Raw genomic sequence first — 24,684 nt, forward strand, 5'->3', positions numbered from 1 at the left:
CGTGGGTGGTGCCGGTGGCTCCGGCGGCATGGGCGGCGCGGGCGGCGCGGGTGGCGCCGGCGGTGCAGGCGGTGCCGGTGGCGCCGGTGGCGCTGGCGGCGCGGGCGGCGCGCGCGGCAAGTAGCCGAGACGGATCGACGCCCTCCCTCCCAACGACGTCCCTCCCCTCGTCCTCCCTACGCTCACGATGACCGAGGGGGTCGCCACGACGCGACCCCCTCGCGTCGCGATGACTTGCGACGGTCGCCACGCGTCGACCCCCTCGCGTCGCGATGACGTGCGGGTGTCGCCACGCGGCGACCCCCTCGGTGCACGACGACCTGCGGGTGTCGACACGCGGCGACCCCCTCGGTGCACGATGACGTGCGGGTGTCGACACGCGGCGACCCCCTCGGTGCACGAGGACGTGCGGGTGTCGACACGCGGCGACCTGCTCGGTGCACGATGACCGGCGGAGGTCGACGCGAGGCGACCCCCTCGGGAGACCGTCGCGACCGCTCTCGGCGGTCCGAGGCCCCTAGCCGTTCCGGTTGGGCCGGGTGTACTCGTCGATCACGTTGGCGACGAGCTCGGCGAGCAGGTTGTCGCAGACGCGCAGGCGTCGGGACATCTCGCGCGCGATGTTGAGCACGAGCAACGAGTAGGCGCGGAGGTCGCGCCGGTAGAGCGAGTCGAGGTCGTGCGCGGTGAGGCGAAGCAACCTCGACGGCGCCACGGCACGCACCGTCGCCGAGCGCGGGAGCACGTCGAGGATCGACATTTCGCCGAACCAGTCGCCCGGGCCGAGCACGGCCACGCGTGTCTCGTGCTTGCGCTTCGACTGCTTCAAGACCTCCATCTCGCCGTCGAGCAAGACGAACATCTCGCGACCGCTGTCGCCCTCGCGAAACACCACCGAGCCAGGCGGCAGCTCGATCATGTCGAGCGAGCCCGAGAGGTCTTGCAAGACCTCGTCGCCGAGCCCGCCGAACAGGCCGATCTCCCGCAGCCGCTCACTACCCTGGAAGCCGAGTTTCAGAGACATGCGCCGTACGTCACGTTGCCGATGATCACTTCCACTGCATCCGCGCCAATCGTGATCGGCGTACACGACGCGCCCGCAGGACAGCTCGGCGCGTTCACGTTGCAGTACTTCAAGCACACGTCCGAGCTGCCCGTGTTGAAGCACCCGAACGTCGCCGCGCAATCGGTGTCGTCCGTGCACGACGAGTTTTGCGTGCCACTGCCGGCCTCGCGGCACGTCGTGAAGAGCCGCATCTGCCCCGCCGCCTCGCGCCCGAACGTGCAGCCCGTGCCCGCCGCGCAACCGACGTTCGTCGTGGCGTTGCAGTTCTCCGAGCAGAGCGTGACGCCCGGGACCTGGCCGCCGCTGCCGTTGTTGAGCTTGATGACACACAGGCCGCCCGGCGCCGTGCACTGCGCGTCGGTCGAGCAGAACTCGCCGCACGTGCTGAGCGTCGGCGTCGTCGCGAGGCAGATGCCTCCGGGCGCGCAGTCATTGTCGAGGTCGCAGACCCCGCCGATCTGCACGTTGCCCGCGGCCACACACACGCGCGCGTCCGCGCCGTCGATCTGGCACATCTCGCCGGCCGCACACCCGCACTGCGGCGAGACGAGCTTGCAAGGCGTCTCGTTGCACGCGCCGCCGCCGCCGGTTCCGCTCGCGGACGACGACGACGAGGACGAGGACGAACCCGCGCCGCTCCCCGACGAGCTCACCGAGCCGCCGCCCATGCCTCCTGTGCCGCCCATGCCGCTCGCGGACGACGAGCTGTTCGACGACGGACCGGGCCCCGGCCCGCTCTCTTCGCCGCCTTCGCCGCCGCCTCCACCCGTGCCCGTGTACGCGCTGCCTTTCGCGCACGCACCGAGCCCCAATCCCCCGAGCGAAACGAGCGCCATCGCCACGAAAAAGCTTGTTCTCATCGTCACCTCGCGCCAACGGGAGCAAGAGCAAGAAGCGAGAGAAACCTTACGCCCAAGGGGCGAAAGCATCAATCAACGAGCGGCGAGTTCCTTCGTGAACACGATTCGTTGACGACCCGGGCCCGCGTAGTCCTCGACCTCGGCCCTCGACCAGCCGAGGGCGTCGTGGAAGCGCACAGACCCTTCGTTGCCGAGCGTGGTGATTGCTTTCATCTGGCGGCACCCGGCCCCGTGGCAGTCGGCCTCGAACGCGGTGTAGAGCAGGCGCGCGACGCCGCGGCGCCGGTAGTCCGGGTGGATGCCGACGATGTGCACGTAGCCGACCGGCCCTTCGGGCGCGATGAACCCGAACAGGAAGCCCACGAGATGCTCGTCGTGCTCCACCACCCGCGCGAGCTTTCCGAGCTCGTAGAAAAAGATCGGGTGCGCGAGCGCGCTCGTGGGGCCACCCCACCAGCGGTCGATCACGCGTACGACCTCGTCGTAGTCCGACTTCTTGAGGGGTCTCGTCGTCAGTTCCACGGCGCCTCCTGCGTGAGCCCGGCTCGGGCTGCCCCAGGGTAGCCGCTCTTGGGCTAGGGACCCCACTCGAAAAACATGCTAGCCGTAGCGCCGTGAGCCGCGACGCGATCCGCATCGCCCCCTCGATACTTTCCGCAGATTTCGGTCGCCTCGCCGAGGAGGTCCGCGCCGTCGAGGCCGCGGGCGCCGACTGGATCCACGTCGATGTCATGGACGGGCGGTTCGTGCCGAACATCACGATCGGCCCGCTCGTCGTGCAAGCGGTCCGCGCCGCGACGCGCCTGCCGATCGACGTGCACCTCATGATCGTCGAGCCGGAGCGATATGTCGCCGATTTCGCGAAGGCCGGCGCCGACCTGATCAGCGTGCACGTGGAGGCCTCGCCGCACCTGCACCGCACCCTCCAGCAAATCCGCGCCCTCGGGAAGAAGGCCGGCGTCGTCTTGAACCCGCACACGTCGGAGGAGACGATTCGCTACGTGCTCCCCGACTGCGACTTCATCCTCGTGATGAGCGTCAACCCCGGCTTCGGCGGCCAGCGCTTCATCCCGAGCGCCCTGCCCAAGCTCGACGCGCTCCGCCGCGCCATCGACGCGCAGGGCCTCGCCGTGGACCTCGAAATCGACGGCGGCGTCGCGGTCGGCACCGCGCGTGAGGTCGTCCGCGCGGGCGCGCGTGTGCTCGTCGCGGGCTCGGCCGTTTTCAACTCGGTCTCGGGCGCCGGGGAGCTCTCCTTCGACGCGCGGGTCGCCCACTACCGCGCGGCGATCGACGCCCTGCGAGCGGACGCGGCCCAGGGCACGGGGGCGCTGGCGTGAGACGCGCCTGGCTCGGGGCCGTCGCCCTCGCGCTGGTCTCCGGCTGTGGTCCCTCCTCGCCGCCGTCGCGCGCGCCCGAGCCGACGCGACCGAGCCCTCCGCGCCCGAGCGAGCCAAGGGAAATCAACCTCGACGAGGAGTCCGCGCCCGACGCCGAGAGCACGGCGGCGGTGCAGAGGATGCTCCAGCGCGTCGCGCGCGCGCGGGGCCTACCGATCAAGCGCGCTGTGCCGGGCAAGGTCCTCGATCGCGACACGATGCTGCGCCGCATCCGCGAGACGGTCGAAGAGGACACGCCGAAGGACGCGCTCGTCGCGCAAGGCGAGCTGCTCGCGTCGCTCGAGCTCGTGCCTGCCGAGTACGATTTCGTCGCCGGGGCCTTTGCGCTGCTCGGTGGGCGCGTCGCGGGATTTTACGATCCGGACGACGGCGCGATGTACCTCGCGGACGACCTCGGCGAGGCGGAGGCCGAGGAGACGCTCGCGCACGAGCTCGCGCACGCCCTCGCCGACCAGACGTTTCCCTTGGCGCCGATGGTCGAATACGCGCCGGGCGCGGGCGACCGCCTCTCGGCCGTGCATGCGGTCATCGAGGGCGATGCCACGAGCGCGATGCTCGACGTCACGCTCGGCTCGGCCTTTCAGATGACCGAAGAGCAGGTGCGCTTCGCGTTCGTCGCGTCGACCGCGATGTCCGACGTCGGCGTGAAGACCCCACGCGCCATCACCTCGTCTTTGCTCACGCCCTACACCGACGGCTTTGCCTTCATCCAGGCGTTGCGCCGCCGCGGCGATTGGCGCGCGGTCGACGAGGTGTGGCGGGCGATGCCCGAGACGACGGAGCAATTGCTCCACATCGACAAACTCCTCGCGCGCGAGCCGGCGGAGGCCATCGCGCCGCCCGTGCTCGGGGCACTCGCGCGGCAAGGCTATCGCGTGCTCATCGACGACGTGGTGGGCGAGCAGGGGCTGCGGATCTTGCTGGAGGACGTCGGCAGCCGCGGACAGGCGCGGGACGGCGCGGCGGGGTGGGGTGGGGATCGATTCGTGGTGGCGGCGCGCGAGGAGGGGGCGAAGCGGCTCTTCGCCGTGGCCTTCCGGCTCCGCATGGATACGGCGGCGGACGCGGCCGAGGTCGCGGAGCTCTTCGAGCGCAAATACGGAAAAGGCTGCCGGGAGCGGGATACACTCGGCCCTGTCGCGTGGGGGGCGCGGGGCCGGGACCTCGCGTTCGTCGCGGGGCCGTACGAGCGGGACGGGGGACGACCGCGGGCGCGTGGGCAATGCGCCGAGGCGGTCACGTGGCTGGGGGAGGTTTGGCAGGCCGCACCACCGGATGGCGAGGCGGGCAGGGCCCGCGCGGGACGATGACGAAGACGCGCACGATCCTCGACGAGATTGGCCATACCCCCATCGTGCCGCTCAAGCGTATCGGCAAGGGCCTGCCCGTGCCGGTGTACGTCAAATGCGAGCACCTGAACCCCGGCGGCAGCATCAAGGACCGCATCGCGCGGGCCATCGTGGAGGACGCCGAGCGACGCGGCTCGCTTCGGCCCGGCGCGACGCTCGTCGAGGCCACGGCGGGCAATACGGGCATGGGCCTCGCGCTCATGGCGGCCGTCCGCGGCTACGAGCTCGTCTGCGTGATGCCCGAGAAAATGAGCGTCGACAAACGCGCGGCGCTCTCCTCGCTCGGCGCGCGTCTCTTCATCACGCCGAACGATCCGCCGGACAGCCCCGACAATTTTCGCAATGTGGCCGAGCGCCTCGCGCGGACGGAGGGCTGGTTTTTGACCGACCAGTTCCGGAACCCCGCGAACATCCGGGCGCACGAGGAGACGACGGGCCCGGAGATCCTGGTCTCGATGGGCCGGAAGATCGGCGCGTTCGTGGCCGGCGCGGGCACGGGCGGCACGATCACGGGCGTCGGCCGGTATTTGAAGCGCATTGCGCCGGGCGTACGTATCGTCCTCGCCGACCCGCGCGGCTCGGTGCTGGCGCACTGGGTGGAGACGGGCGAAATCGGCCCCGACATGCCCTACCGCATCGAGGGCATCGGCGCGAGCCGGCCGCCGGAGCTGCTCGATCGGACGGTGATCGACGAGGCGATCACGGTGAGCGACGAGGACGCGTTCCTCATGACGCGCCGCTTGATCCGCGAGGAAGGCCTCTTCGTGGGCGCCTCCTCGGGCGCAGCCGTGGTCGCGGCGCTCCGCGTGGCGGCGAGCGGCGAGCTCCAGGGGCCGGTGGTCGCGATCCTGGCCGATAGCTGGGACCGTTATTTCACCCGCGAGTGGCTGCGCTAGCCTAGCTTGAACACCCGCCGCGCGTTTTCCCCGAGGAACGCCGCGCGCGCCTCGTCATCGAGCCCGAGCGAATCGAGCTTGTCGAGGCAGTTCACGGGCGAGAGCATGGGCCAGTTGCTCCCGAACAGCACCTTGTGGCGCCCGTGCCCGCGCAGGAACGAGACGAGCTCCGGGGGATACCGGCTCGCTTTGTAGGCGGAGGTATCGATGTACACGTTGGGGTATTTCGTGGCGAGCGCGATCATCTCGGTCGTCCAGGGATAGCCGATGTGCCCGCCGACGATGCGGAGCTCGGGAAACTCGCAAGCGACCTCGTCGAGATAAGGAATGGGCCGTCCGGGCTCGCTCGGCCGGAGCGGGCCTGCATGACCGACCTGGAGGCAAAACGGCACGTCGAGCTCGATGCATTCGGCGTAGAGGGGATAATACCGCCTGTCATTCGGCGGCAGGCCCCAGAGCCAGGGCAGGATGCGGAGCGCGCGCATGCCGAGGGAGCGCACGGCGCGCCGGAGCTCGCGCACGGCGTCCATGGGCCGAGCGAGGTCGACGGAGGCGACACCCACGAGGCGGTCGGGATACCGCCCGACGAACGCGGCCACGTGGTCGTTGTCGAGCATCGGCCCGGAAGGCCCCCACCAGGCGGAGACGAGCGCGACGGAGACGGAGGCGGCCTCGAGCGCGCCGAGGGTGAACGCATCGGGAATGACGTCCGGCAGCGCATCCGCCTCGACGCCCATCCACCGCCGGAGGGTGGCGAACAGGGGATCCCGCAGGAACGGGCCGGTAGGATGCTGGATCCAGGCATCAACGACGAAGGCAGGCGTGTTCATGGCACCTCGGCGAGCGAGCATCGCACGCCCCGCCCACGCCGAGGAGGTGCGACGAGCGCCGCCCCGTGGTAGTGCTGTTCGTACGCCGCGCCCGGCAGGCGACCGGGACGAGGAGAGGATGGAGGGCGAGCAGCAGGGGATTGACAAACCAGGAAGAAAAAGCCGATATGTTCGGCGTCTGCTTGGGAGGAGTGGCCGAGTGGTCGAAGGCAGCGGTTTTGAAAACCGCCGTACCCGGAAGGGTACCAGGGGTTCGAATCCCTTCTCCTCCGCTGGGTTCTGTAGGGATCTTGGGTCGTTGGAGCGGTCCGCGGCGTGGACGAAGTGGACACGCGCGGACGGGGCTGGACGCAGGTTCTGGCAAATTTCTGGCACGCGGGAGGGGCGGCCGGACAGCGGCTGAGGCGCGTGGCCGCAGGGTCCGGGAGCCTTTTTTCGAGATGGTTCCCAGCGGTCACGCGACAGCGACGTCATATCGCAACGTGCTTGAAGACCCATGAGGACTCGCTGAATACAGCGAGAGAAACGTGTTTGGGTGATTGTCATCCGCGGATTCCGCCGCGCCGTAGGTCAGCAAGCAGGCGTTCGTGGAACGACTCCCATTGAGACTCACTTGCTAGCCCAGCTTGGGGCTGCGCAGGCGGCTGGTTACCGGACGGGGGCTCGCCCATGAAGGCGGCCCACGAGGGCCGTGACACCTCGGTCATGTCAACCCGCAAGAGCTCCCGGATTGAAAGCTGTGCCGCGCACTCCGAGGGCTCCAGCCGCGCGGCCAGCTCGACGTTCGATCCGAACCCTGCGCCCGTGAGGTTCGCCGAGCCGATGAGCGCACCCTGGTCGGTCCAAATGACCTTAGCGTGTAGCTGAGACGCACTCCACAGCGTCACGCGCGCCGACGGCGCTTCGACATCCAGCCGCCGCAGGAGAGCATCCACGGCGACATAGTCGTTGAATCCGGCGGCGCGCTCTTCCTCCTCGATGCGCATCCAGATCTCGACGGCGACGAGGCGGTTAAGCGTGCACCGCGACAGGGCCGACCCAAGCAGGCGCGCCCCATCGGTGGTGATCCAAGGCGAGCAGATCCAGATCGAGCGCGTCGCCGGCCCGAAGAGCGCCTCCAACTCGTGCGCGGAGGGGCGAACGAGCCTCACCGGACCCCCTTGAGCGCCGCGAGCAGCTTCCGCGCCCCATTCTTGGAGAGCTGCTCGTTCCGGTATTCGCACCACGAGATGATGGTGCAGCGGGGGCAGCCCTCCGGCAGCTTGCACGTGCACCCGAGGAGCTCCTCGGCGCGGTCGAGCAGCATGCGTGCATTTTCGTATGCGAAGTCTGAGAGTCCGGTACCGCCGGCGAAATTATCGAAGAGATAGAGCCGGGCGGACTGGGTGTCGTTGCCGGTGTCGAGCAGCTGGGCAGAAGAGCCGATGTCTCCGGGATCGACGTCGGCCACGAACGGGAACACCGCCCGCATCGTGTGCTCTAAAGCATGCACTGCCGCCCACGCGTCCTCCGGCCCGACGCCTGCCTTTCGCAGGACTTGGGACGGCAGGTCAAGCCAGAATGCCGTGGATTCGTACTCGATTGGATTGGTCCTGGTTCCCTTCACGGGCGGCTTTTCGTTGGCCGCAGGCACGGCGGGCACCTCGAGGTACTGCTCGACCTTGCGGGTCACGGTGACACCGCCACGCGACAGTGTGCACCCTGAAGCGCTCTTCGACTCGGCCTTGGGGTGCGGCTCCAGCGTGACGCGCGGCAGCGCGATTGTGGAGTAATCGGTTCGATCGAGTCGCTCCACATCCACTCGCCCATCGGCGTAGTGGATCTTCTTACTGCGATAGATCCGCCCGTTGTTCGCCCAGATAGCGCCGGGGAAAAGGTCGCGCGGCACGAGCGTGCTGTCGCAAAGCCCCGCCAGCTCCTTACCGGCCCGCACCTCGAACTTGCCCACGGAGATGGGCGTGCGGATGTTCTGGTAGATGTCATTGAATTCACCTTTGACAACCCAGTACTGCGTCCCTCCTCGTCGCAGTTGGGGCGGCAGGAGTTCGAGCCGCTCGAGCGCTCCCTCGATCTTCTTCTGTGCGTCCTTTCCAAAGTACCTGGAAAACAGATCCGCCGTAAGTCCGCGCAGCACTACCCGTTCGGGCTTGCTGGGCTCCAGATCGTGGGCTGCGCAGGCCGCCTGCTGAGCGAGGACGAAGGGGTTGTCAATGGGAAGACGGACGGGCTCTACGTTGGCTAGCCTCTGGAAGAACGCCCTCGGGTTCCTGCCGAACCACTGCTCGAGTGGATCGTCGTGGAGGAGCAAGACCACGATACCAGCATCCTTGCGTCCCACACGTCCGCTCTGCTGGAGGAAGCTGGCGACGGTGCCGGGATAGCCGACCATCATGCAGGCGCTCAGGTCGCCGATGTCGATGCCGAGCTCGAGTGCGTTGGTGCTGGTGACGTGGACGATCTGACCCGTGATGAGGCCGGACGAGATCTCCTCGCGCTCCCATCGATCCGAGCGTCCAGAGTACGTGGCGATTTTGCCCGCGAACGGGCTCTTCTGCTCGTGGAGGCGCTTCTCCAGGGTGAGGTGGAACTTCTGCACCCCGGCGAGCGAGCGGATGAAGGTGATGGTCTGAAGGGGCTGGCCCGGTAGCAGGAGCCCGCGGCTGGCAATCTCGATCGCGTCCGTGGTCGGCTCGCGGCGCTCGCCCTCGCCAGACCTGGCTTTCTTCTGCATCGCCGGATTCCACAGCACGAGGGCCTTCGGGTGGGTCGGCGCCCCGCTCTCGGTGACCGCCTCGAAGGGCAGCCCCACGAGCTGCTCCGCGTGCGCCTGGGGCCTGGGGAGGGTGGCTGAGCTGCAGATGAACTGTGGTGCGGCGCTGAGCCGCTCGCACATCATGCGCAGGCGACGGATGACGTAGGCGACGTGGGCGCCGAAGAGGCCGCGGTACATGTGGAGCTCGTCGAGGACGACGATGCGAAGGTTGCGAAGAAAGCGCTCCCACGTGCCGGTCTTTGTGGAGAAGTGAGGCAAGATCTTGTAGTGCAGTGCGTCCGGCGTCGTCACGATGATGCGGGCCCCCTGCTTGACCGCCGCCTGGTCTTCCCCCTGGGTGTCGCCGTCGTAGGCGCCGAGGCCAATGGTCGTTTTCCCGAAGCGGAGGGGCCAGACGGCCTTGCCTTCTTCGGCGCCGAGCGCCTGGTCGAAACCCTCGGAGAACTGTGCGATTTTCTTTCGCTGGTCGAAGGATAGCCCCTTGGCCGGAAAGACGAGCAGCGCGGTGGCCTCCGGATCGCGGAGCAATTCGTGGAAGATCGGCAGGAGATAAACGAGGCTTTTACCGCTCGCGGTCGGCGTCTGGACGACGACGTTCTTGCCCGCGAATATGTGACCCAGGGCCTCGACCTGGTGCGCATAGAGCTGGTCCAGGGAGACCCCCAAGCGCTCAGCGCCGTCGTGAAGTTCGTCCATGATGGGCTTGCCGAGCTCAGCGATGTCCCGGTAACGTCCCTCCCGCGCGCCGATCTTCTCGATGTGCAGCGTTGCGCCCCCCGCGCAGGCCTGGATCCTGGCGAGCAGTTCGTCGAGGGTCGGTCCCGAGCTGACTGCGGCTGGGGCCTCGTCGAGCCCGAACGTGGTGATGAGCCTGGGGCGAACCGTGACGGAGGCCCCGCACGCGTCGCAGTAGAAGCCGTCGCCTCCGCTCTCGGCCGCGGGTTTCCATGGGCCCTTCTGGGCGCGGAACGAGCCTCGTTCGGCGAGGAGACGCACCCTGCGGACATATCCCGCATTGTGCTGGAGGAACCGTTCGTCCTGGTCGCAGTCAACGCATTCGATCATGAGCACCTCCACCTTCTCAGTTTGGAGGGTCTGGCGAACTTCTTTTCAGCTCCCGCTTCTCGCCGCGCCCTGAAGTCCCTCACCTGACAACCACCCCCGCATCCACCAGGTTCAACCACTGCCGCTCGAGGCTCGCAGCAAACCCCCTGTCCTCGATCGCCACGCCAGCCTCGAGGTTCCGCGTCTGCCCGCGGTCCGTGAAGTTCGCCGACGTGATGAGCGTGTACTCGTGATCGATCACCACGCACTTGGCGTGAAGGCTGACCGGGCTCTGCTTCTCGGCCGTCCTCGGGTCGAAGTACACGACCGGTCTCGGGTCCCCGAACGGCCACATCAGCCGATAGAACAGCTCCACCACGGCCCGCCCCCGCTCCACGTTCCCCTTCGCGGCCTCGAGCGGCGCCGACACGAGCGGCCAGCTCTGCCCAGCCCCCTTCGCTGCCTGTCGCAGCCGCTCCGCGAGCTGACCCACGTCCACGAAGAGATCCGCCGTCACGGCGTGATCGGCCATGCCTCGATGCAGTGAGGCGAATAGCTCGGCGCCGTGGTCAATCGCGTAGCCGGCGATCAGCACGTGCTCCCGCGCCCGTGCGAAGAGCTCGGGCAGAACGACCCGCGTATGGCGAGAATGGCTGACGCCCGGATCGTCCCCCGTCCAGACCAGGGTGAGCCTGGGGGCCTTGCGATGCCGTCGCTCGGCGAGCACCACGTCGACGACCGCGTGAATGCCCTCCCGACCGAGCCCCAGGTAGGGCCGCAGCGCGTCGACGAGGTGCCCGAAGCCGTTGGCCCGCAGGCAGGTCTCGTTCATCGGCGCACGCACGTCCCCTCGGTCGAGCGCGGCGACGAGGGCGAGCAGATCCTGCTCCGTGACGGCGGACAGCCCGGCGCCTGTCACGGCCGGACCTTGAAGAAGGCAAGGTCGGGATCATGCCCCATGGCGGGCACGACGAGCGCGCGGTCCAGATACCGATTGAATCGCTCGCAAGCAGGCTCTGCGACGAAAAGGCACCCGTGACAAGCGGCGCCTTCGAGGTAGCGCCCGGACGGGTCCTTGGGCGAGTGGTGGGCGCACACGGGATCGCTCGAGCACAGCGAGGCCATGTCCCAGGCCCGACGCAGGTGCCGGCCGATGAACCGACCTTGCTCGACGAGCCCTCCGAGCGTCCCCTCCGCGCCGCTCGTGCCGGTCATGATGAAGATCGCCGCCATCGGCAGGGCGTCGGTTACGGGCGCACAATAAATGCGCTCGGCGAGCGCGGCCGCCGAATAACCGCACTGGAGCGAGATCGAGGACACCAGAAGGTGCGCGAGCGAGTGCAAGAGGTAGAACCTGGCCCCCGGGAAGCCAGGCCCTCGGCTGCTGCCCTTGAACTCCTGCTCGTACCCCTCCGCGAGCTCCTGCTCCCGGCGCATCACCGCCTCGCGGCCCTCCCATTCCCGCACGGCCTCTTCGTCCAGGCAGATCAGCACGCCTTCGCCGAAGATCTCTGCCGCCGGCAACCATGTTTGCGTCAGCCCGAGCGGCTGGAGATTGCTCGGGTCCTCCGTCTCGCCTTGCAGGTTCAGCGGCGTCGCCGAAAGCCGTGTCAGCCCGATCTGTGCGCGTACCTGACGCACCTTCTTGGCGAGCACGATGCGGCTCACCTTCGGCGGCAAGGGGTAGCGCTTTGGCGGCAGGCGACAGGCGAAGAAATCCTCGTCCCGCGGCGGGAGCTGGCCGTCGACCTCGTCCTTGGCCTCGAGGAATACCTTGTACTCCGCGGTCCGGAGCCCCTCGCGCGCTGGCGACTTGCCTTTGCGGATCGTCTCCATCGCGGCCCACACCTGGTCGTCGTCGTAATCGCGCAGCGCATTGCGCACGGCGGGCACGACCTTGCGCAAGAGCGGGAGCTCCTCGCGCTTGGCCTCCTGCACGACGCTCCACACGTCGGCCTGGCTGACCTTGTTCATGACCTCGCGCGCCTTGTCCGGGATGGAGAGCGCGCTCATCCACTGCGAGAAGTAGCCGCTGCTCGCCGTGCGGACGAGCAAGTTGAGCTTCTCCTGGCAACCCTTCTCCTCGCGCCCCTCGGAGCCGAGCCACGGTCTCTCCGCACGGCACTGGGGCAGGATCTTGGGCTCGCGCGCCTCCGAAAGCTTTCTTTCTGCGCCGCAACTGCCACAGCACACGCGGATATGGGCGAAGTCGCCGGACGCGTCCTCCTTGAGATAGAGATCCGTCCCATCGCAGCGCGTCTCCTGGGAGGTGTGGACGAACCAGCTCCAGGGGAACTCGTCGAGGTGCCCGCGTTTGCACGTCGCCACGAATCGAACGGGGACGCAGACGCCCTTCTGGGTGTTCGTGCAATGGTGAACGTAGCGCCTCTTATCCCGCTCGAGATTCTTCGACGGCCCGAGCGCACGGCACTTCTGACAGACGAACCACGACGGGAACTCGGCGACCTGGATGCCGTTGTACTGGGACGGCGCGTCGTCGTCGCCGGCAGGAGGCAAGCGGAAGGCACGATTGATACTCAGCTCGATCCCGAGCTTCGAGCCCACCTTGGCGATGATGGCGTCGCGCAGGCGGGGCTCGTCGATGAAGCCCTGGTCCTTGTACTTGTCGTAGCGCCAGAAGTCGGTGCCGCCGATCAGCACGGCGTGGTCGAGCAGGTCGACCATCGCGCCCGGACCGAACGTCATCACGATCTGGCCGAGCCGGATCTTGCCCTCGGGGGGCTTGTGCCCACCCTTCGCGCTCTTCTTCGCGGTGGCCATCAGCCTTGCCTCCCCAGGCGGCGTCCGACGAGCCAGAGGTGCGCGGTGGACTCGACATCCCGGAGCGAGGTGGGAGCCGCGAAGCGCCCATCGGGTGTGTCGGGGCTCGGGCGTTCTTGATCGAGCGGCGTGTAGAGCAGCGGCTTGCCGCCGACTTTCTCCCGGTCGTACTTCGAGTATCGGCGCTGCTTGGGCTCCTCGGGGGTCGAATGCACGAGATCGGTCCACGTATCGAGCAGGTTCTGCCCGCGCTTCCGGATCTCCTCCGCGATCTTCTCCTGCCCGTCCTGGTAAAGCTCGGGCTGGCTGCTCGCGCGCGCGGCGATCTGATCGATGACGGCGTTCGCCTGGTGCCGGTTCACCGGCAGCGCCATGGCGCCCTTGGGTGGCGTCATCTCGGGCGATGCGAAGCGGGCCATGGCGACGAGCGTGCCCACGAGCCCGCGGTCGAGCGCGGGGCCTGAGAAAGGCGTCACGCTCGTGGCCTCGACGAAGCGGTAGAAGCTCTCGTGGTAGGCCGTGAAGTGTTCGTAATGGGACCGATCCCGCGACTTGTGGAGGTTATACACGGTCACCACCAGCCCTGGCCATTTCTCCTGGCGACCGACGCGGCTCGACGCCTGGATGTACTCGGCCGTCGTCTTCGGCTGCCCCGCGACCACCATCAAGCCGAGGCGGTCGATGTCGACGCCGACCGAGATCATGTTGCTCGCCAGGAGCACGTTGATCGCCTCGGGATCCCGCCAAGATTTGTTCAGCCGGTCCTTCGTGCGTTTCACCGCGTCGGTGTGCTCGCGGCTCGTGAGCTCGACGGGCTCGAGCCCGATGTCCCGGTTGGCGAGCCAGAGGTGCTTGCCCTTCGCGTTCAGGGGGCGCGCCTCTTCTGCCTGCTTGGCGCGGCCCAGCACCTCGTCCTCGACCAGCCGCCGCATGCCTCCGAGCTCCCGGAGGCTATTGAAGTAGCCCGCGAGCGTCATGTACCCATCGGCCGTTTGGTCGGGCGAGAGCGACGGGTCGTAGGTCTTCATCGCCCCGGCGAGCAGCGTCCGGTACACCCGCAAGAGGATCGCCTTCATGCTGCGCCCTTGCGCCGCGACGCCGACGTACTTCCGGCCGGGGCTTTGCGTGTCGACGGTCGCGAAGAACGTCTCGGAGTCGTCGATGCCCGGCGGCGGGAACACGCTCACCGTGTCCGCCCGACGGCCGAAGAGGGCTTGGATCTGCGCGCCCGCCCGGCGGACCGTGGCCGTCGCGGCCAGCACCTTGGGCCGCACGACGCCATTCTTCGTCGGCCGCGAGCAGAGGGTGTCGACCGCGGTCTCGTAGAGGCCGACCATCGTGCCGAGAGGGCCGGAGATCAGGTGCAGCTCGTCCTGCACGATGAGCTCGGGAGGCGCGAGGCCGCCGGGGAGGTTCTTCGCCGTACGCGGCGGCTTCCCGTCCATCGGACCATAGAAGCGCCGGCCCTCGCGCGCCGAGACCTTGCCGAACAGCATCCCGGCCTCCCCGCGCCACGGCATCATCGCGAACTTGTCCACAGTGGCGATGAGGAAGCTCGGCAGCTCGCGGTAGACCTGCTCGTCGACGAAGACGACCGGAATGCCCTCGCTGTTGTTGGAGCACGAGAACTCGCACGTCTCGCTCGTGCAGCCGACGCGCACCTCGTCGGGCGCCGTCTTCGTGGGCAGGAGCGTCAGGCTATTCGGCCCGAGCTCCTCGCCGCACCACGGGCAGGTGGGCAGCGGGCAGGGATTGCCGTTCACGCCGATCTTGAAGCCGGTGACGAGCTTCGACGCCTCCTCCATCGTATTGGCCGTGGCGCTACGTCCGACCCAGAGGCCCACCGAGAAGCGCGTATCGCCGAGCACGGCGGGCATCTTCCGGCGCTGGGACTCGAGCGCGCAGATGAGCGTCGCCGCGCGGCCGAGCTGGTCGAGCGTGAGCAGGCGCAAGGTATAGCGGAGCAGCACGGTGACGCCGAGCCCGCCGTCGGGCAGCTTCGCCCGGCGCAGGCGGCGGAGGAGCAAGCAATAGGCAATGACGCCGAGATAAGCCTCCGTCTTGCCGCCGCCGGTCGGGAAGAAGATCAGCTCGACGCGCTCCCGGTCGGCGTGCTCGCCCGTGGCCACGCCCTGGAGGTTCATCAGCAGGAACGCGAGCTGAAACAGACGCCATTCGGGGCGCTTGCCGCCCTGGTAGCGGGAAGGGCTCCTGTGCCGCGCGGCCTCGGCCATTGCCTCGTTGGCAAGGCAAAACGCCTGGCGGACCTGGCCGTCCTTCGCGAGGAGCTCGATACCCTCCTGGATACGCCGCCGGGCATCCTCGGCCTTTTGCATGAGCGCGTCGCGCGTCTCGGCGCGTTTTTCACCCCCGACATCCGCCGCCCGTTGCCGCTGGATCCATTCTCCGTACGCCGCTGGCAGGCGCTCGAGGCGCGCGCGCACGTCCGCTTCGTTCTGGAGCTTCGCGAGCTCCTCCATGGCGACCGTGACGCCGGCTTCCTCGTGGGCGACGACGCGCCGCACCTCGTATTCGGGCAGCCAGGTGGTCTTCACGCGCGTGACTGGGGGTTTGGGGGCAGAGCCCGGCTTGCCGGGCGAGCCCCCATTGTCAATCGCGCTCTGGCCCGGGGGCACCTCGACGGCGACGCCGTGACCGACGGCGTATTCGACCCGCTCGCGGAACTGGAGATCGGCGACCTTCTGATCCCACTGGTCGCTCTCCTCATCGGAGAAGTTCGGCCTGGGGACGATACCCTCGGCGCATTCGATCTCCATTTCCACCTGGAAGACCATCTGCTCGTCGCGCCGGCCCCTCTCGCCGGCCCCGCGCTGGTTCACCACGAAGAGCGCGAGCGCCCTCGTCCCCTCGGGCAGCCCCCGCGCATGCTCGACGGCGCGGACCTGGCCGTAAAGCACGAGGCCCACGGTGTCCTGCAATCGGATGCCCTTGGCGAGCACCTGTGCATCGAGCGGGACGTCTGCGGAGATCGTCTGCCGGGGCTTTCGCTTCCAGATACGTTTTCCCCGGCCGCGCCCCTCGGGCTTCACCGTGTCGGGGTAGTATTCGGCGAAGCGCACGACAGCCTTCACCGCGTGCGTCTCCCTGGGGACGAGCACGCTCATGCCGATGGACGCGGGCCAGAGGTTGGGCCGCTTGTCCTCGGGCTCCTCGCCGCCGCCCTGGTTCTCCTCCTCGGGCTCGTCCGGGCCAGCACCAAGGCTGTCGTCGGCAGTCGGGTCCTCGGGCGCGCGCTCCTCCTCGGAGGCGAGGAAGCCCGTGAGGTAGTGGCGCGACGGCGGGAGCTCGAGGATCTCGTGCTCGACGATGGCCTCCTCGTCGAGCTGGTAGGGACCCACGAGGTCGGCGGAGAGGGCACGGACGAGGTGGTCGCGGGGGGCCGTGACGGGGGGCATGCCCCGTCGGGAGTACCGCAGTTGGCGCGGCTTTGTAAGAGAGTACCGCGCTCGGTCAGAAGTCGTCGTCGAGGAGGTGATCGCCCCATGTCTTCTTCGGCGAAGCCTCGCCGGATGACGACACGACGTGGATGCTCCCCCGCCCCTGCTCGACGGTGGGAGGGCCGCCGTCGGGCGGGATCGACACGAGCACGTAGCAGTCCGGGAAGCCGCTCGTCGTAGGGTCGAAGGTGATCGCGCTGTGTGCTTGGAGCTCGGTGAGGGTACGGGTCTCGCGACGGCCAGATTGCTCCTCGTGACGCCGCGGCAGGCCCGTGAGGTAGCTCGTACCCCCATGGGAGACGACGCGGTGGGCGCCCTTCCCGGGGGAGAACCGCGGCAGCCGCTGTCGGCTGTACGGGGTGAAGAACCGGAGAGGATCGGGCACGCGGGCTCTCGGTCTCAGCACGTCGTCGTGCAGCGCTGCGTCCGAGCCGTGATGCGGCACCTTGAGGAGATCATGGTCGCCGAGCTCGGGATCGAGCACGAGGCTGTGGCTCCAGCCGTAGCCAGGCCTCTCGACCAGATCCGAGCCGAGAAGGATCCGCCGCTTGTGCCATGAGAGGAGTATGGCAGTGGAGAGGACGTTCTTGTCGAACGGACGCCTCGCCTTCCACCGCTCGATCTGCTCGTCACGCACGTCCGCCCGGGGAGAGAGTACACGCAGCGCGGCATCGCCGAGCAGTTCGAGGTCGCCGACGTTCACATCCCAGCGACATGCCGGGAATTCCTTCCAGCGCGACTCGATGGCGGCGATGGCCTGGAGCGTGGCGCCGCCCATGAAGTCTGCGGAGCGCGCGGCGATGTCGTCTCCCGGCGGAAGCACCATGCCGATGCGGGGCCATGTTTTTTTGTCATCGCGTGGTGTCCATTCCTCGATGCCCTGGGCGACACCAACGCTGTGATCATCGTGCGGGTGCGTGACGAGCACGATGCTCGGGCGGGCTCCGTAATGCGTGAGCGCCTTCAGGGCGTAGTAGGTCTCGCCTCTGCCGCAGCCGTCCACGACCATCCATGCATCCGGCGGCACGCGGATCAGGATGAGCTCGCCAATGCCTGGCCCGAACGCGATCACGACCAGGTGATCGGGGGCGAGATCAGGCAAAGGCACGGCGGATGTATCGTCTGGGGTTGGGAAACAGCTTGGGAAGGTCGGGCACGGCCTGGAAGGACGACGACTGACGGTCCCAAATGGCCAATGTCTTCGTGTCGTCCGCGTATTCGATGAACTCTACGAATGCGCCGACGCGTAGCTGGCTCGGCGACACGTCCCACACCTCTTCCAGTTCGTCTGTCGAGAGGTCGAGGGTGGATAACGTGTCGGGGTCCGTGGCCACGAGCAGCGTCACGATCTCGTCGTCCTGAGCGAATACCCGACCCGGCGTCCAGTTTCGGACTTTTCGTTCGTCGGCGAGGTGCGGCCCCTCCCGGCGTTCCGAGAGCCGTAGCATCGGGGGGAAGACGAGCCGCTCGTCGCGGTCCTCCTCGAGACAGACACGGAGCTGGTCGAGGGCGCGCCACCAAGGTTGCTCGTGCAGCGTGTCGGGGACGTCCTCCAGCACCTCCGCGGCGAAGGCGAGCTCGCTCCGCGCCAAAAGGAGCCGTGCGATCTGCGCATGAAGTTCGCTGTAAAGCGTGGATTGCGGCGAGCCTGCTGCAACGGCGAGGTCCACGAGTGCCTGGTCCCAGGCTGCACGTGCCTCTTTCATCCACGCTCTCGTCACCAGGAAGCCGACGTATCGCCCGTGATACCAGGCATGTTGCGGAGCCAGGTCCCGCGCTCGGATGTATTCGCGTTCCACTCGCTCGGGTTCGACGCCGAGAATGTCGAGGTTATAAGCGATATAGTGGTGCGCGTACGCATCCCTCTCGTCGTGCGCGATGGCCCGCTCGTAAGCACGGACCGCATCGCGACGCAGGTTTTCCTCCTGGTCGTGTATGCGGAAGGCCTTTTGACTCAGCTTCTTCCCCAGCGCGTCGTATTGCTCCACGAACTGGAGGGAGCGAGAGAGCAACGCCGTTGCATCGCCGGCCTGCGTGAGGTGGTGGATTTCCTCAAGCTCCTCGCGAATGGCCCTGGCGACCTGACCTTTCTCGTGCGCGGCCTCGTACTGCGCGCGGTGATGCTGCGCGGCGAAGCGGTAGGCGTCGTTCGCTGCATCGTCCAGCTCCCACGCGGGGTCGCCTTTCTCGATCTGCGCGCGGATGATGCTCGCGAGCGCGGCAGGAAGCGCTCGTGCCTCATCGTCGAGCGTGTCGACGAGTTCGGCGATGATTCGCTTGTCACGGGCTTCGAGAGCGCTCATGCCAGCACGCTCGAGCAGGTCCTCCGAGAAGGGGACGCGGAGCACCGCGAGCCGCGCGATGACCCGGCGCATCGCCGGACGCGCCAGGAACACTTTCGCCAGATCATGGGTCACCAGGCGGTCGAGTCGGTGATCCTTGGGGGGAATGCGTGCCACGTCGATGCCCGCCGCCGCGAGCGCCGCGAGCACCTTCTCCACGACCGGTGACGGATCACGCGTGAGGCGACCGCTCAACCGGAACACGGTTTCCGACGCGCGTGCCCTCTCTGGGTCTCGAACGAGCGGAAGCAAGATCCCCGCGTCCTCGGCGACCCCTGGGGGGATCGATGTTGCGGTGAGCACGATCGGGCCGACGTGCGCGGCAAGAATCGTCTCCGTGAACTCGACGGCGCGCCGCTCGAATAGCTCGCTCTCGGGGCTCGATGCCGGATGAAAGTGGGGCTCGTCGACCAGGATTACGTCCCCATCTCCTGCGTTCTGGAGCGCCTCGCGCATGGCGGCGAGCCTCTCGGCCCACGAGATTCGCGCGGGCTCATGTTGGGGCACCACCCGATTGAGCAGATCCGAGTCTGCACCGCCGAGTTGCGTGGCCGCGTCGACCAGTGCCACGAGCGCCGCGTCGTCGCCCTCGGGTAGCTCGATCCTCACGACGCGCCGGCTCCCAGCGAGCTTGGCGGCGAGTCCTCGGAGGATCGTCGACTTGCCGAAGCCAGGTGGCGCTTGCAGCGCAATCCTCGTCGCCCCGGCTTCGATGCGCTCCTGGAGCTGCTCGATCGCATCCTCGAGGAGGACAGCCATGTGTCAGCTGATACCACGGCAGGCTCACGCCAGCCAACAGGGGTTCGGTCGGCTGGTCTGCCTGGGTCGTACCAAGCCCGGGAGACAGTCGCGCGTGTCCCGGAGAGGCTCGCAAGATACCCGGGAGACCGTTGCGAGGGGCATGGGGGACTGTCGCGGGATGCCGGCCGACCGTAGCGAGCGTCGTGGAGGGGGTGTCGTAGGATACCGCCAGACAGTTGCGACCGTCTCGGAGAGGGTCGCACTACACCTGGGAGACAGGTGCGATCGTCCCGGAGGAGGCTTGCACTACACCTCGGAGACAAGTGCGACCGTCCCGGAGAGGGTCGCACCCCACCCGGGAGACAGGTGCGACCCTCTGGAGAGGAGGGTCCCAGGACGCCGCCGGGGTGTTTGGACCGTCGTGGAGGAGGGTCGTGAGGGTCCGCGGGACGGTCGCGACTAGAACCCGAGGCTGCCCTGACCGTCTTTTGCCTTCTTGCGACCCTTCTTGGCGGGCTCTTTCGTGTCCCCCTCGGCGCTGTCCGTCTTTGTCGCCGGGCGACGACCACCTTTCTTCGGGGGTGGCGCGGCTGCCGCGGCGGCCTTCTTCTCCTGCTCGGCGCGCTCGGCGTTGAGGACGAAGAGCTTGTCGATGACCTCGTCCTCGAAGGCCTGGACGGCGGCGCGCTCCTCGTCGGTCTTCGGGCAGTAGGGGGGGACGGGGATGTGGCTCCAGCCGTAGGCGGCGAGGACGGCGCGGTCCATGTCTTCGTGGAGGGCGCGTAGTTCGAGGATGCGGGGGTCGTCGTTATCGGGATCTTTCAGAGCGTTGTAGGTCTTGGTGAGTCCCTGGTTGGTGTCGACCATGAAGCGGGCGCGGGTTTCGTAGAGCTTTTCGCCGATGGTTTCGAGGGCGGGGAGGATGGTGCGGGGGTCGGGGGTTCGGGACATCCTCGCGGAGGGGATCGAGTCATTCGTCGCTACGTTGCGTGCGGATCTTCGGTCTGGCGCATACCGGCCGAATCCGGTGCGGCGAGTGCTTATCCCGAAGCCTGGTCATCCGGGGAAATTTCGCCCCCTGGGAATCCCGACCGTGAAAGATAGGGTGGTGCAGGCGGCATTGAAGAACATCATGGAGCCGATCTTCGAGGCGGATTTCTATCCGATCTCGTACGGCTTTCGCCCTGGGAGATCCGTTCACGGCGCGCTGGAGCAACTCACAAGCTTCATGTGCCCGCAGAGGGAGGATCCCACGGGGAAGCCTCGGCTCCCTTATCAATGGGCCGTTGAAGGCGACATCAAGGGGTGCTTTGACAACATCGGTCATCATGGCCTGATGGAGCGATTGCGCCTTCGCGTCGGTGATGCGAAGGTGAATCGGCTCGTCCTCGCATTCCTGAAAGCCGGCATCATGGCGCAGGAGCAATTCCTGCGAACGGATGGCGGCACTCCTCAAGGCGGGATCTTATCGCCGTTGCTCGCGAACATCGCGCTGAGCGTGCTCGACGAGCGGTACACGCGTCACACGTGGCCACGTCGAAAGCCGACGCTGTTGACCGAGCCGGCGAGGATCCTGAATCGCGCGAGAAAGCTGCGGGACATGGACAAGTCAAGCGGCAAAACCGTCGCGGTGCCTGTTCGATATGCGGATGACTTCATTGTGCTCATCAGCGTGCCTCCGGGTCCGGATCAATCGGACCGAGCCAGGGAGGCGGCGCTGGCCGAAAAGCAAGCCATCGCGGCGCTATTGAAGGAAAACCTCGGGCTGGAGCTCTCGGAAGAAAAGACGCTCGTCACTCCGGTGACGCAGAGCCTTGACTTCCTGGGACACCGCCTGGGCGTGCGTCGATATCGACGGCACGGGCGAGCGCATTGCGCTCTCGTCATTCCCAAGAGTCGAACGCGAAGGCTGCGCGAGCGCGTCAAGGATCTCTTCCGGCGGAACACCATCGGATCGAGCCTTGACGAACGTCTGCGCCTGCTAAACCCCATGCTGCGAGGATGGGCGAACTTCTATCGGCACGCGAACGATGCATACCGTGTCTTCCACGGTGTCGATCGGTACGTGTGGTGGACCATCTTCCGATGGATCCAGAAGAAGCACGACCGTCCCGCGATGAGAGCTCTCCTGCATCGATATGCCGTGCGGCGGCGCGGCGGCTCGTCCATTGAATGGCGCGACGGTGCGACGGCGCCATTCAGGTTGAGCACGGTGCGGACGGGAAGCTTTCGATTTGCATGGCAGAAACCACCACGCTTCGCAGATCCATCTATGGAGAGCCCGGTGCATAACGAAAGGTGCACGCCGGGTTCGGCGGGGGGCGCCCGGAAACCAGCTCGGCGTTGAGTCGAGTATGGCGCCGGGCGCCCACCCACCTGGATGTTCCGCTGCGCCGCCCTGCAAAAGCCGGATGAAGCTCAAATCCGGTACGAGTTGCATGTCGTCACCGACGCGATCGAACCGTCCCTCGTCGAGCTGAAGGCCATCATCGGGCCCGGCGACGACGGCGAGGCGATCATCACGATCCTCTTGCCCGAAGAGGACTGAGCGACAAACCAACAACAAGAATGCGGCGTGCGGTTCTTCCGTGCGCCGCATTCATTTTTTTCAGGGAGACACATGTCGTCCAAGCAGTCGCCCACGAAGAACGCGGAGACCGAGGAGCAGGACCGCGTGGAGGAGTGCATGGCCTCGTTCGCGCTCGCCAGCGACGGGCACGTCTACATCCACGAGGATGAGCTGCCCGCCGACAAACGGCGCGGGCGGAAGGAGTGGCGGGGTGTGCGCCTCACGCGGGCGGAGACGGAGTTCTTCGCCGAGGAGGTCGAGCTCATCATGCCGAACGTGGCCGTCGCGCTGCGGAGCGCGATCCAGAAGGGCACGCTCGGCGGGCAGGAGCCGCCCGAGGGCGCCGAGCCGGTGAACCCGGTGACGGGGCCGGAGTCGGGCGTCTTCTGATCGGAATGGGCCCGGGGGCATGTGCCTCCGGGCCCGCTTCTTCCTTTTCACAATCAATCAGCCGAAGGGAGTCGATATGGGGAAGCATCTCCAGTCGGAGAAGTGCCTCCGGAGCGAGGTGCTTTCCATCTCGCTCACGGGCCTCGTCGCGTCGCTCGTGAGCATCGTCGTCACGATCGAGACGGGTGCGAGCATGTTTCAGCTCGTCGGTCTGGCCGAGGTGAGCCTCCGCGAGACGAAGGTGCGCGTCCGCTCCGCGCTCGCGCAGGTCGGCATGCGCCTTGATGGCTACAACATCACGGTCAAGGTCTGCCCCGCAGATCTCCGGAATGATGGGGTCTTCGATCTGGCCATTGCGACGGCCGTGATTCTTGCCTTCGAGAAGAAGACGCTACCCGGCACCGTCGTGCTCGGCGAGCTGTCCCTCTCGGGAGTGCGGCCCGTTCGTGGGGTGCTGCCGGCGCTGCGGGGTGCGGCGAGCAAGGGGATCCAGCATGCGATCGTGCCCCGTGCCAACCTCGGGGAGGCTGCGAGCGTGCCGGATCTCGATGTACGCGTGGCGGGAAAACTGGATGCCGTGCAGGACTACCTACGTGGAGCCTGCGAGCTCGAGCGCGCGAGTGTGCCCTTTCGACCGAAGCAGCCCGGGGCGCTCGATCTGTCGGACATGCGCGGGATGGCCTCCACGCGGCGAGCGATTGAGATCGCGGCGGCAGGCCAGCATTCGATTCTCTTCATCGGTCCGCCCGGTGCTGGGATCACCATGGCCTCCCGCCGCATTCCCACGATCCTGCCCCCGATGTCCGTGGACGAGGCGCTCGAAGTCACGAGCATCCACTCCGTCGCCGGATTGCTCAATTCGGAGCAGGGGCTCGCTACGAACCGGCCGTTCCGGGCACCGCATCATACGGTGACTCCCGCAGGACTCGTCGGAGGAGGAGAGCCCGTGCGTCCCGGGGAGGTGTCCCTCGCCCACGGCGGCGTCTTGTTCCTCGACGAACTGCCGGAGTTTCGTAGGAGTTCGCTCGCTCTGCTGGAGACAACGCTCGCCCAGGGGGAAGCGGTCATCATACGGGGGCAGATCCGCACGGTCTTTCCGGCGCGTCCTTTCCTGGTGCTGGCGACGCACGCGTGTCCGTGCGGGTTCTACAGGGACGCGAAACGGCGGTGCACATGTTCCGTCGAGCAGATCCGGAGGCATCGGGAGCGAGTGCACGGGCCGCTGTTCGAGCGAGTCGACATGCAGATCGTGGTGCCGCCGGTCGACGTCGCGCAGCTCGGGGGCAAGGCGAAGGGCGAGAACAGCGAGACGGTGCGGAACCGGGTCGTTGCAGCACGAACGATTCAGCATGCCCGGGCGGCGCGGCAGAAGGTCGCGTCCTCGCTCAACACCGCGTTGAACGACCGCGAGCTCGAGCGCATCGCCGCACCTGATGCGCAGGGCAAGCGGGCCCTGGAGCAGTCAATCGAGCGTCTCGGGCTGTCGGCCAGCCTCCGGGCCAAGGTGCTCCGCGTGGCCCGAACGATCGCTGATTTAGACAGGAGCGAGGTCATCCGCGCGCCGCATGTGGCCGAGGCCGTTCTCCTCGCTCCTGTCTTCGGGCGCGGCTGACCCATCTCCCGAGCTCGGACGTGCCGCCGCGAGCGGCTCCCGAGGCCAAGTAACGCGCGCCTGCTCGGGAGGGCGCGCTTCTTTGTGGACCAACCATCATGCAACAGAACAACGGCGCTCTCCGCGGTGCCCTGCAGGCCATCGAGAAACAGTACGGCAAGGGGGCCATCATGAGCCTCGGAGACGACAATCCCGATCGTGGTGTGCGCGTCTTGCCCACGGGCTCGCTCGCGCTCGACGCCGCGCTCGGGATCGGAGGCTACCCGCGCGGCAGGATCGTCGAGATCTACGGGCCCGAGTCCTCGGGCAAGACCACGCTCACCCTGCACGCGCTCTACGAGGCGCAGAAGGCGAAGGGCATCGCCGCGTTCATCGACGCCGAGCACGCGTTCGATCCGAACTACGCGTGCAACATCGGCGTCGACGTCAACCGCCTGCTCGTCTCGCTGCGCATCCCGCCCATCGTGACCGCTCGTTACGCGCCATCGTGACCACCTGTTTCGCGCCATCGTGACCACCCGTTTCGCGCCATCGTGATCGGAGCGAAGCGACGCTCTGGCTGTTCAGGGTTCC

The 24,684-nt window shown here is 67.4% G+C and carries 19 protein-coding genes, 1 tRNA gene and 1 pseudogene; 9 read left to right on the top strand and 12 right to left on the bottom strand.

The window, feature by feature from the left end:
- Window positions 1-517: 517 nt before the first annotated feature.
- From QHF89_RS46810 to QHF89_RS46820, 3 genes are all read right to left on the bottom strand, one after another.
- On the bottom strand, window positions 518-1,024 hold the full coding sequence (locus QHF89_RS46810) for a cyclic nucleotide-binding domain-containing protein (protein WP_136973078.1): 507 nt from the start codon (window positions 1,022-1,024) through the stop codon (window positions 518-520).
- Window positions 1,015-1,926, bottom strand: coding sequence for a hypothetical protein (locus tag QHF89_RS46815; RefSeq protein ID WP_136935398.1), 912 nt, complete (start codon window positions 1,924-1,926; stop codon window positions 1,015-1,017). The genes QHF89_RS46810 and QHF89_RS46815 overlap by 10 nt, the downstream gene beginning before the upstream one ends.
- Window positions 1,927-1,998: 72 nt before the next feature.
- Entirely contained in the window at window positions 1,999-2,448 is a 450-nt protein-coding gene (locus QHF89_RS46820) for a GNAT family N-acetyltransferase (protein WP_284721866.1), read from the bottom strand.
- 92 nt (window positions 2,449-2,540) lie between these two features.
- On the opposite strand from QHF89_RS46820, the gene rpe reads away from it, so the two are divergent.
- The 3 genes from rpe to QHF89_RS46835 are packed head-to-tail and all read left to right on the top strand — an operon-like array spanning window position 2,541 to window position 5,571.
- Window positions 2,541-3,266 carry a ribulose-phosphate 3-epimerase gene (gene rpe / locus QHF89_RS46825; protein WP_136973077.1) on the top strand — a complete coding sequence of 242 codons (726 nt, stop codon included), beginning with the start codon at window positions 2,541-2,543 and terminating at the stop codon, window positions 3,264-3,266.
- Window positions 3,263-4,636: a hypothetical protein gene (locus QHF89_RS46830; RefSeq protein WP_284721867.1), complete on the top strand. Its 1,374-nt coding sequence runs from the start codon at window positions 3,263-3,265 to the stop codon at window positions 4,634-4,636. The genes rpe and QHF89_RS46830 overlap by 4 nt, the downstream gene beginning before the upstream one ends.
- Window positions 4,633-5,571 carry a PLP-dependent cysteine synthase family protein gene (locus QHF89_RS46835; protein ID WP_136973076.1) on the top strand — a complete coding sequence of 313 codons (939 nt, stop codon included), beginning with the start codon at window positions 4,633-4,635 and terminating at the stop codon, window positions 5,569-5,571. Before QHF89_RS46830 ends, QHF89_RS46835 begins: the two co-directional genes overlap by 4 nt.
- On the opposite strand, the gene QHF89_RS46840 is transcribed toward QHF89_RS46835, so the two are convergent.
- Complete coding sequence (locus tag QHF89_RS46840) at window positions 5,568-6,401, bottom strand: amidohydrolase family protein (protein WP_136935402.1); 834 nt, start codon at window positions 6,399-6,401, stop codon at window positions 5,568-5,570. The genes QHF89_RS46835 and QHF89_RS46840 overlap by 4 nt on opposite strands.
- 185 nt (window positions 6,402-6,586) lie before the next feature.
- Between QHF89_RS46840 and QHF89_RS46845 the strand changes: the two genes are divergently transcribed.
- A tRNA-Ser gene (locus QHF89_RS46845) sits at window positions 6,587-6,673 on the top strand.
- Between the two features lie 270 nt (window positions 6,674-6,943).
- On the opposite strand, the gene QHF89_RS46850 is transcribed toward QHF89_RS46845, so the two are convergent.
- The 8 genes from QHF89_RS46850 to QHF89_RS46885 all read right to left on the bottom strand — a co-directional run bounded on the left by QHF89_RS46850 (window position 6,944) and on the right by QHF89_RS46885 (window position 20,491).
- Window positions 6,944-7,552 carry a phospholipase D-like domain-containing protein gene (locus tag QHF89_RS46850; RefSeq protein WP_284721868.1) on the bottom strand — a complete coding sequence of 203 codons (609 nt, stop codon included), beginning with the start codon at window positions 7,550-7,552 and terminating at the stop codon, window positions 6,944-6,946.
- Window positions 7,549-10,239 carry a DEAD/DEAH box helicase gene (locus tag QHF89_RS46855; protein WP_136973074.1) on the bottom strand — a complete coding sequence of 897 codons (2,691 nt, stop codon included), beginning with the start codon at window positions 10,237-10,239 and terminating at the stop codon, window positions 7,549-7,551. Before QHF89_RS46855 ends, QHF89_RS46850 begins: the two co-directional genes overlap by 4 nt.
- Before the next feature lie 79 nt (window positions 10,240-10,318).
- The gene (locus tag QHF89_RS46860; RefSeq protein ID WP_136973073.1) at window positions 10,319-11,137 is read right to left on the bottom strand and encodes a phospholipase D-like domain-containing protein; all 819 of its coding nucleotides are present in this window, start codon (window positions 11,135-11,137) and stop codon (window positions 10,319-10,321) included.
- Window positions 11,134-12,999 (bottom strand): DrmB family protein, encoded by a 1,866-nt coding sequence (gene drmB / locus QHF89_RS46865; RefSeq protein ID WP_136973072.1) that lies wholly within the window; start codon window positions 12,997-12,999, stop codon window positions 11,134-11,136. The genes QHF89_RS46860 and drmB overlap by 4 nt, the downstream gene beginning before the upstream one ends.
- Window positions 12,999-16,415, bottom strand: a complete 3,417-nt coding sequence (drmA, locus tag QHF89_RS46870) for a DISARM system helicase DrmA (protein ID WP_136973071.1) — start codon at window positions 16,413-16,415, stop codon at window positions 12,999-13,001. The genes drmB and drmA overlap by 1 nt, the downstream gene beginning before the upstream one ends.
- A 55-nt stretch (window positions 16,416-16,470) precedes the next feature.
- The gene (locus QHF89_RS46875; RefSeq protein WP_136973070.1) at window positions 16,471-17,565 is read right to left on the bottom strand and encodes a ComEC/Rec2 family competence protein; all 1,095 of its coding nucleotides are present in this window, start codon (window positions 17,563-17,565) and stop codon (window positions 16,471-16,473) included.
- Window positions 17,552-19,408, bottom strand: a complete 1,857-nt coding sequence (locus QHF89_RS46880) for a tetratricopeptide repeat protein (RefSeq protein WP_136973069.1) — start codon at window positions 19,406-19,408, stop codon at window positions 17,552-17,554. The genes QHF89_RS46875 and QHF89_RS46880 overlap by 14 nt, the downstream gene beginning before the upstream one ends.
- A gap of 591 nt (window positions 19,409-19,999) precedes the next feature.
- Entirely contained in the window at window positions 20,000-20,491 is a 492-nt protein-coding gene (locus tag QHF89_RS46885; protein WP_284721869.1) for a hypothetical protein, read from the bottom strand.
- A 142-nt stretch (window positions 20,492-20,633) separates the two neighbouring features.
- Here QHF89_RS46885 and QHF89_RS46890 point away from each other — a divergent pair, with 142 nt between their 5' ends.
- The 5 genes and pseudogenes from QHF89_RS46890 to QHF89_RS46910 form a co-directional block, all read left to right on the top strand.
- On the top strand, window positions 20,634-21,887 hold the full coding sequence (locus QHF89_RS46890; RefSeq protein ID WP_342763990.1) for a reverse transcriptase domain-containing protein: 1,254 nt from the start codon (window positions 20,634-20,636) through the stop codon (window positions 21,885-21,887).
- Window positions 21,888-21,920: 33 nt separating this feature from the next.
- The gene (locus QHF89_RS46895) at window positions 21,921-22,088 is read left to right on the top strand and encodes a DUF6573 family protein (protein ID WP_284721871.1); all 168 of its coding nucleotides are present in this window, start codon (window positions 21,921-21,923) and stop codon (window positions 22,086-22,088) included.
- Between the two features lie 72 nt (window positions 22,089-22,160).
- Window positions 22,161-22,499, top strand: a complete 339-nt coding sequence (locus QHF89_RS46900; protein WP_136973067.1) for a hypothetical protein — start codon at window positions 22,161-22,163, stop codon at window positions 22,497-22,499.
- 76 nt (window positions 22,500-22,575) lie between these two features.
- Complete coding sequence (locus QHF89_RS46905) at window positions 22,576-24,111, top strand: YifB family Mg chelatase-like AAA ATPase (RefSeq protein WP_136973066.1); 1,536 nt, start codon at window positions 22,576-22,578, stop codon at window positions 24,109-24,111.
- Between the two features lie 98 nt (window positions 24,112-24,209).
- Window positions 24,210-24,557 (top strand): annotated as a pseudogene (locus QHF89_RS46910) (recombinase RecA); the annotation flags it as partial.
- Between the last annotated feature and the right edge of the window lie 127 nt (window positions 24,558-24,684).

Source organism: Polyangium sorediatum (assembly GCF_029946465.1).
GTDB classification, from domain to species: domain Bacteria; phylum Myxococcota_A; class Polyangia; order Polyangiales; family Polyangiaceae; genus Polyangium; species Polyangium fumosum.

Bases quoted from the DNA above. Each gene is read 5' to 3' on its own strand.
- QHF89_RS46810 (WP_136973078.1), bottom strand. From the start codon at position 1,024: ATGTCTCTGAAACTCGGCTTCCAGGGTAGTGAGCGGCTGCGGGAGATC.
- QHF89_RS46815 (WP_136935398.1), bottom strand. From the start codon at position 1,926: ATGAGAACAAGCTTTTTCGTGGCGATGGCGCTCGTTTCGCTCGGGGGA.
- QHF89_RS46835 (WP_136973076.1), top strand. From the start codon at position 4,633: ATGACGAAGACGCGCACGATCCTCGACGAGATTGGCCATACCCCCATC.
- QHF89_RS46840 (WP_136935402.1), bottom strand. From the start codon at position 6,401: ATGAACACGCCTGCCTTCGTCGTTGATGCCTGGATCCAGCATCCTACC.
- QHF89_RS46855 (WP_136973074.1), bottom strand. From the start codon at position 10,239: ATGATCGAATGCGTTGACTGCGACCAGGACGAACGGTTCCTCCAGCAC.
- drmB (WP_136973072.1), bottom strand. From the start codon at position 12,999: ATGGCCACCGCGAAGAAGAGCGCGAAGGGTGGGCACAAGCCCCCCGAG.
- drmA (WP_136973071.1), bottom strand. From the start codon at position 16,415: ATGCCCCCCGTCACGGCCCCCCGCGACCACCTCGTCCGTGCCCTCTCC.
- QHF89_RS46885 (WP_284721869.1), bottom strand. From the start codon at position 20,491: ATGTCCCGAACCCCCGACCCCCGCACCATCCTCCCCGCCCTCGAAACC.
- QHF89_RS46895 (WP_284721871.1), top strand. From the start codon at position 21,921: ATGTTCCGCTGCGCCGCCCTGCAAAAGCCGGATGAAGCTCAAATCCGG.
- QHF89_RS46900 (WP_136973067.1), top strand. From the start codon at position 22,161: ATGTCGTCCAAGCAGTCGCCCACGAAGAACGCGGAGACCGAGGAGCAG.
- QHF89_RS46905 (WP_136973066.1), top strand. From the start codon at position 22,576: ATGGGGAAGCATCTCCAGTCGGAGAAGTGCCTCCGGAGCGAGGTGCTT.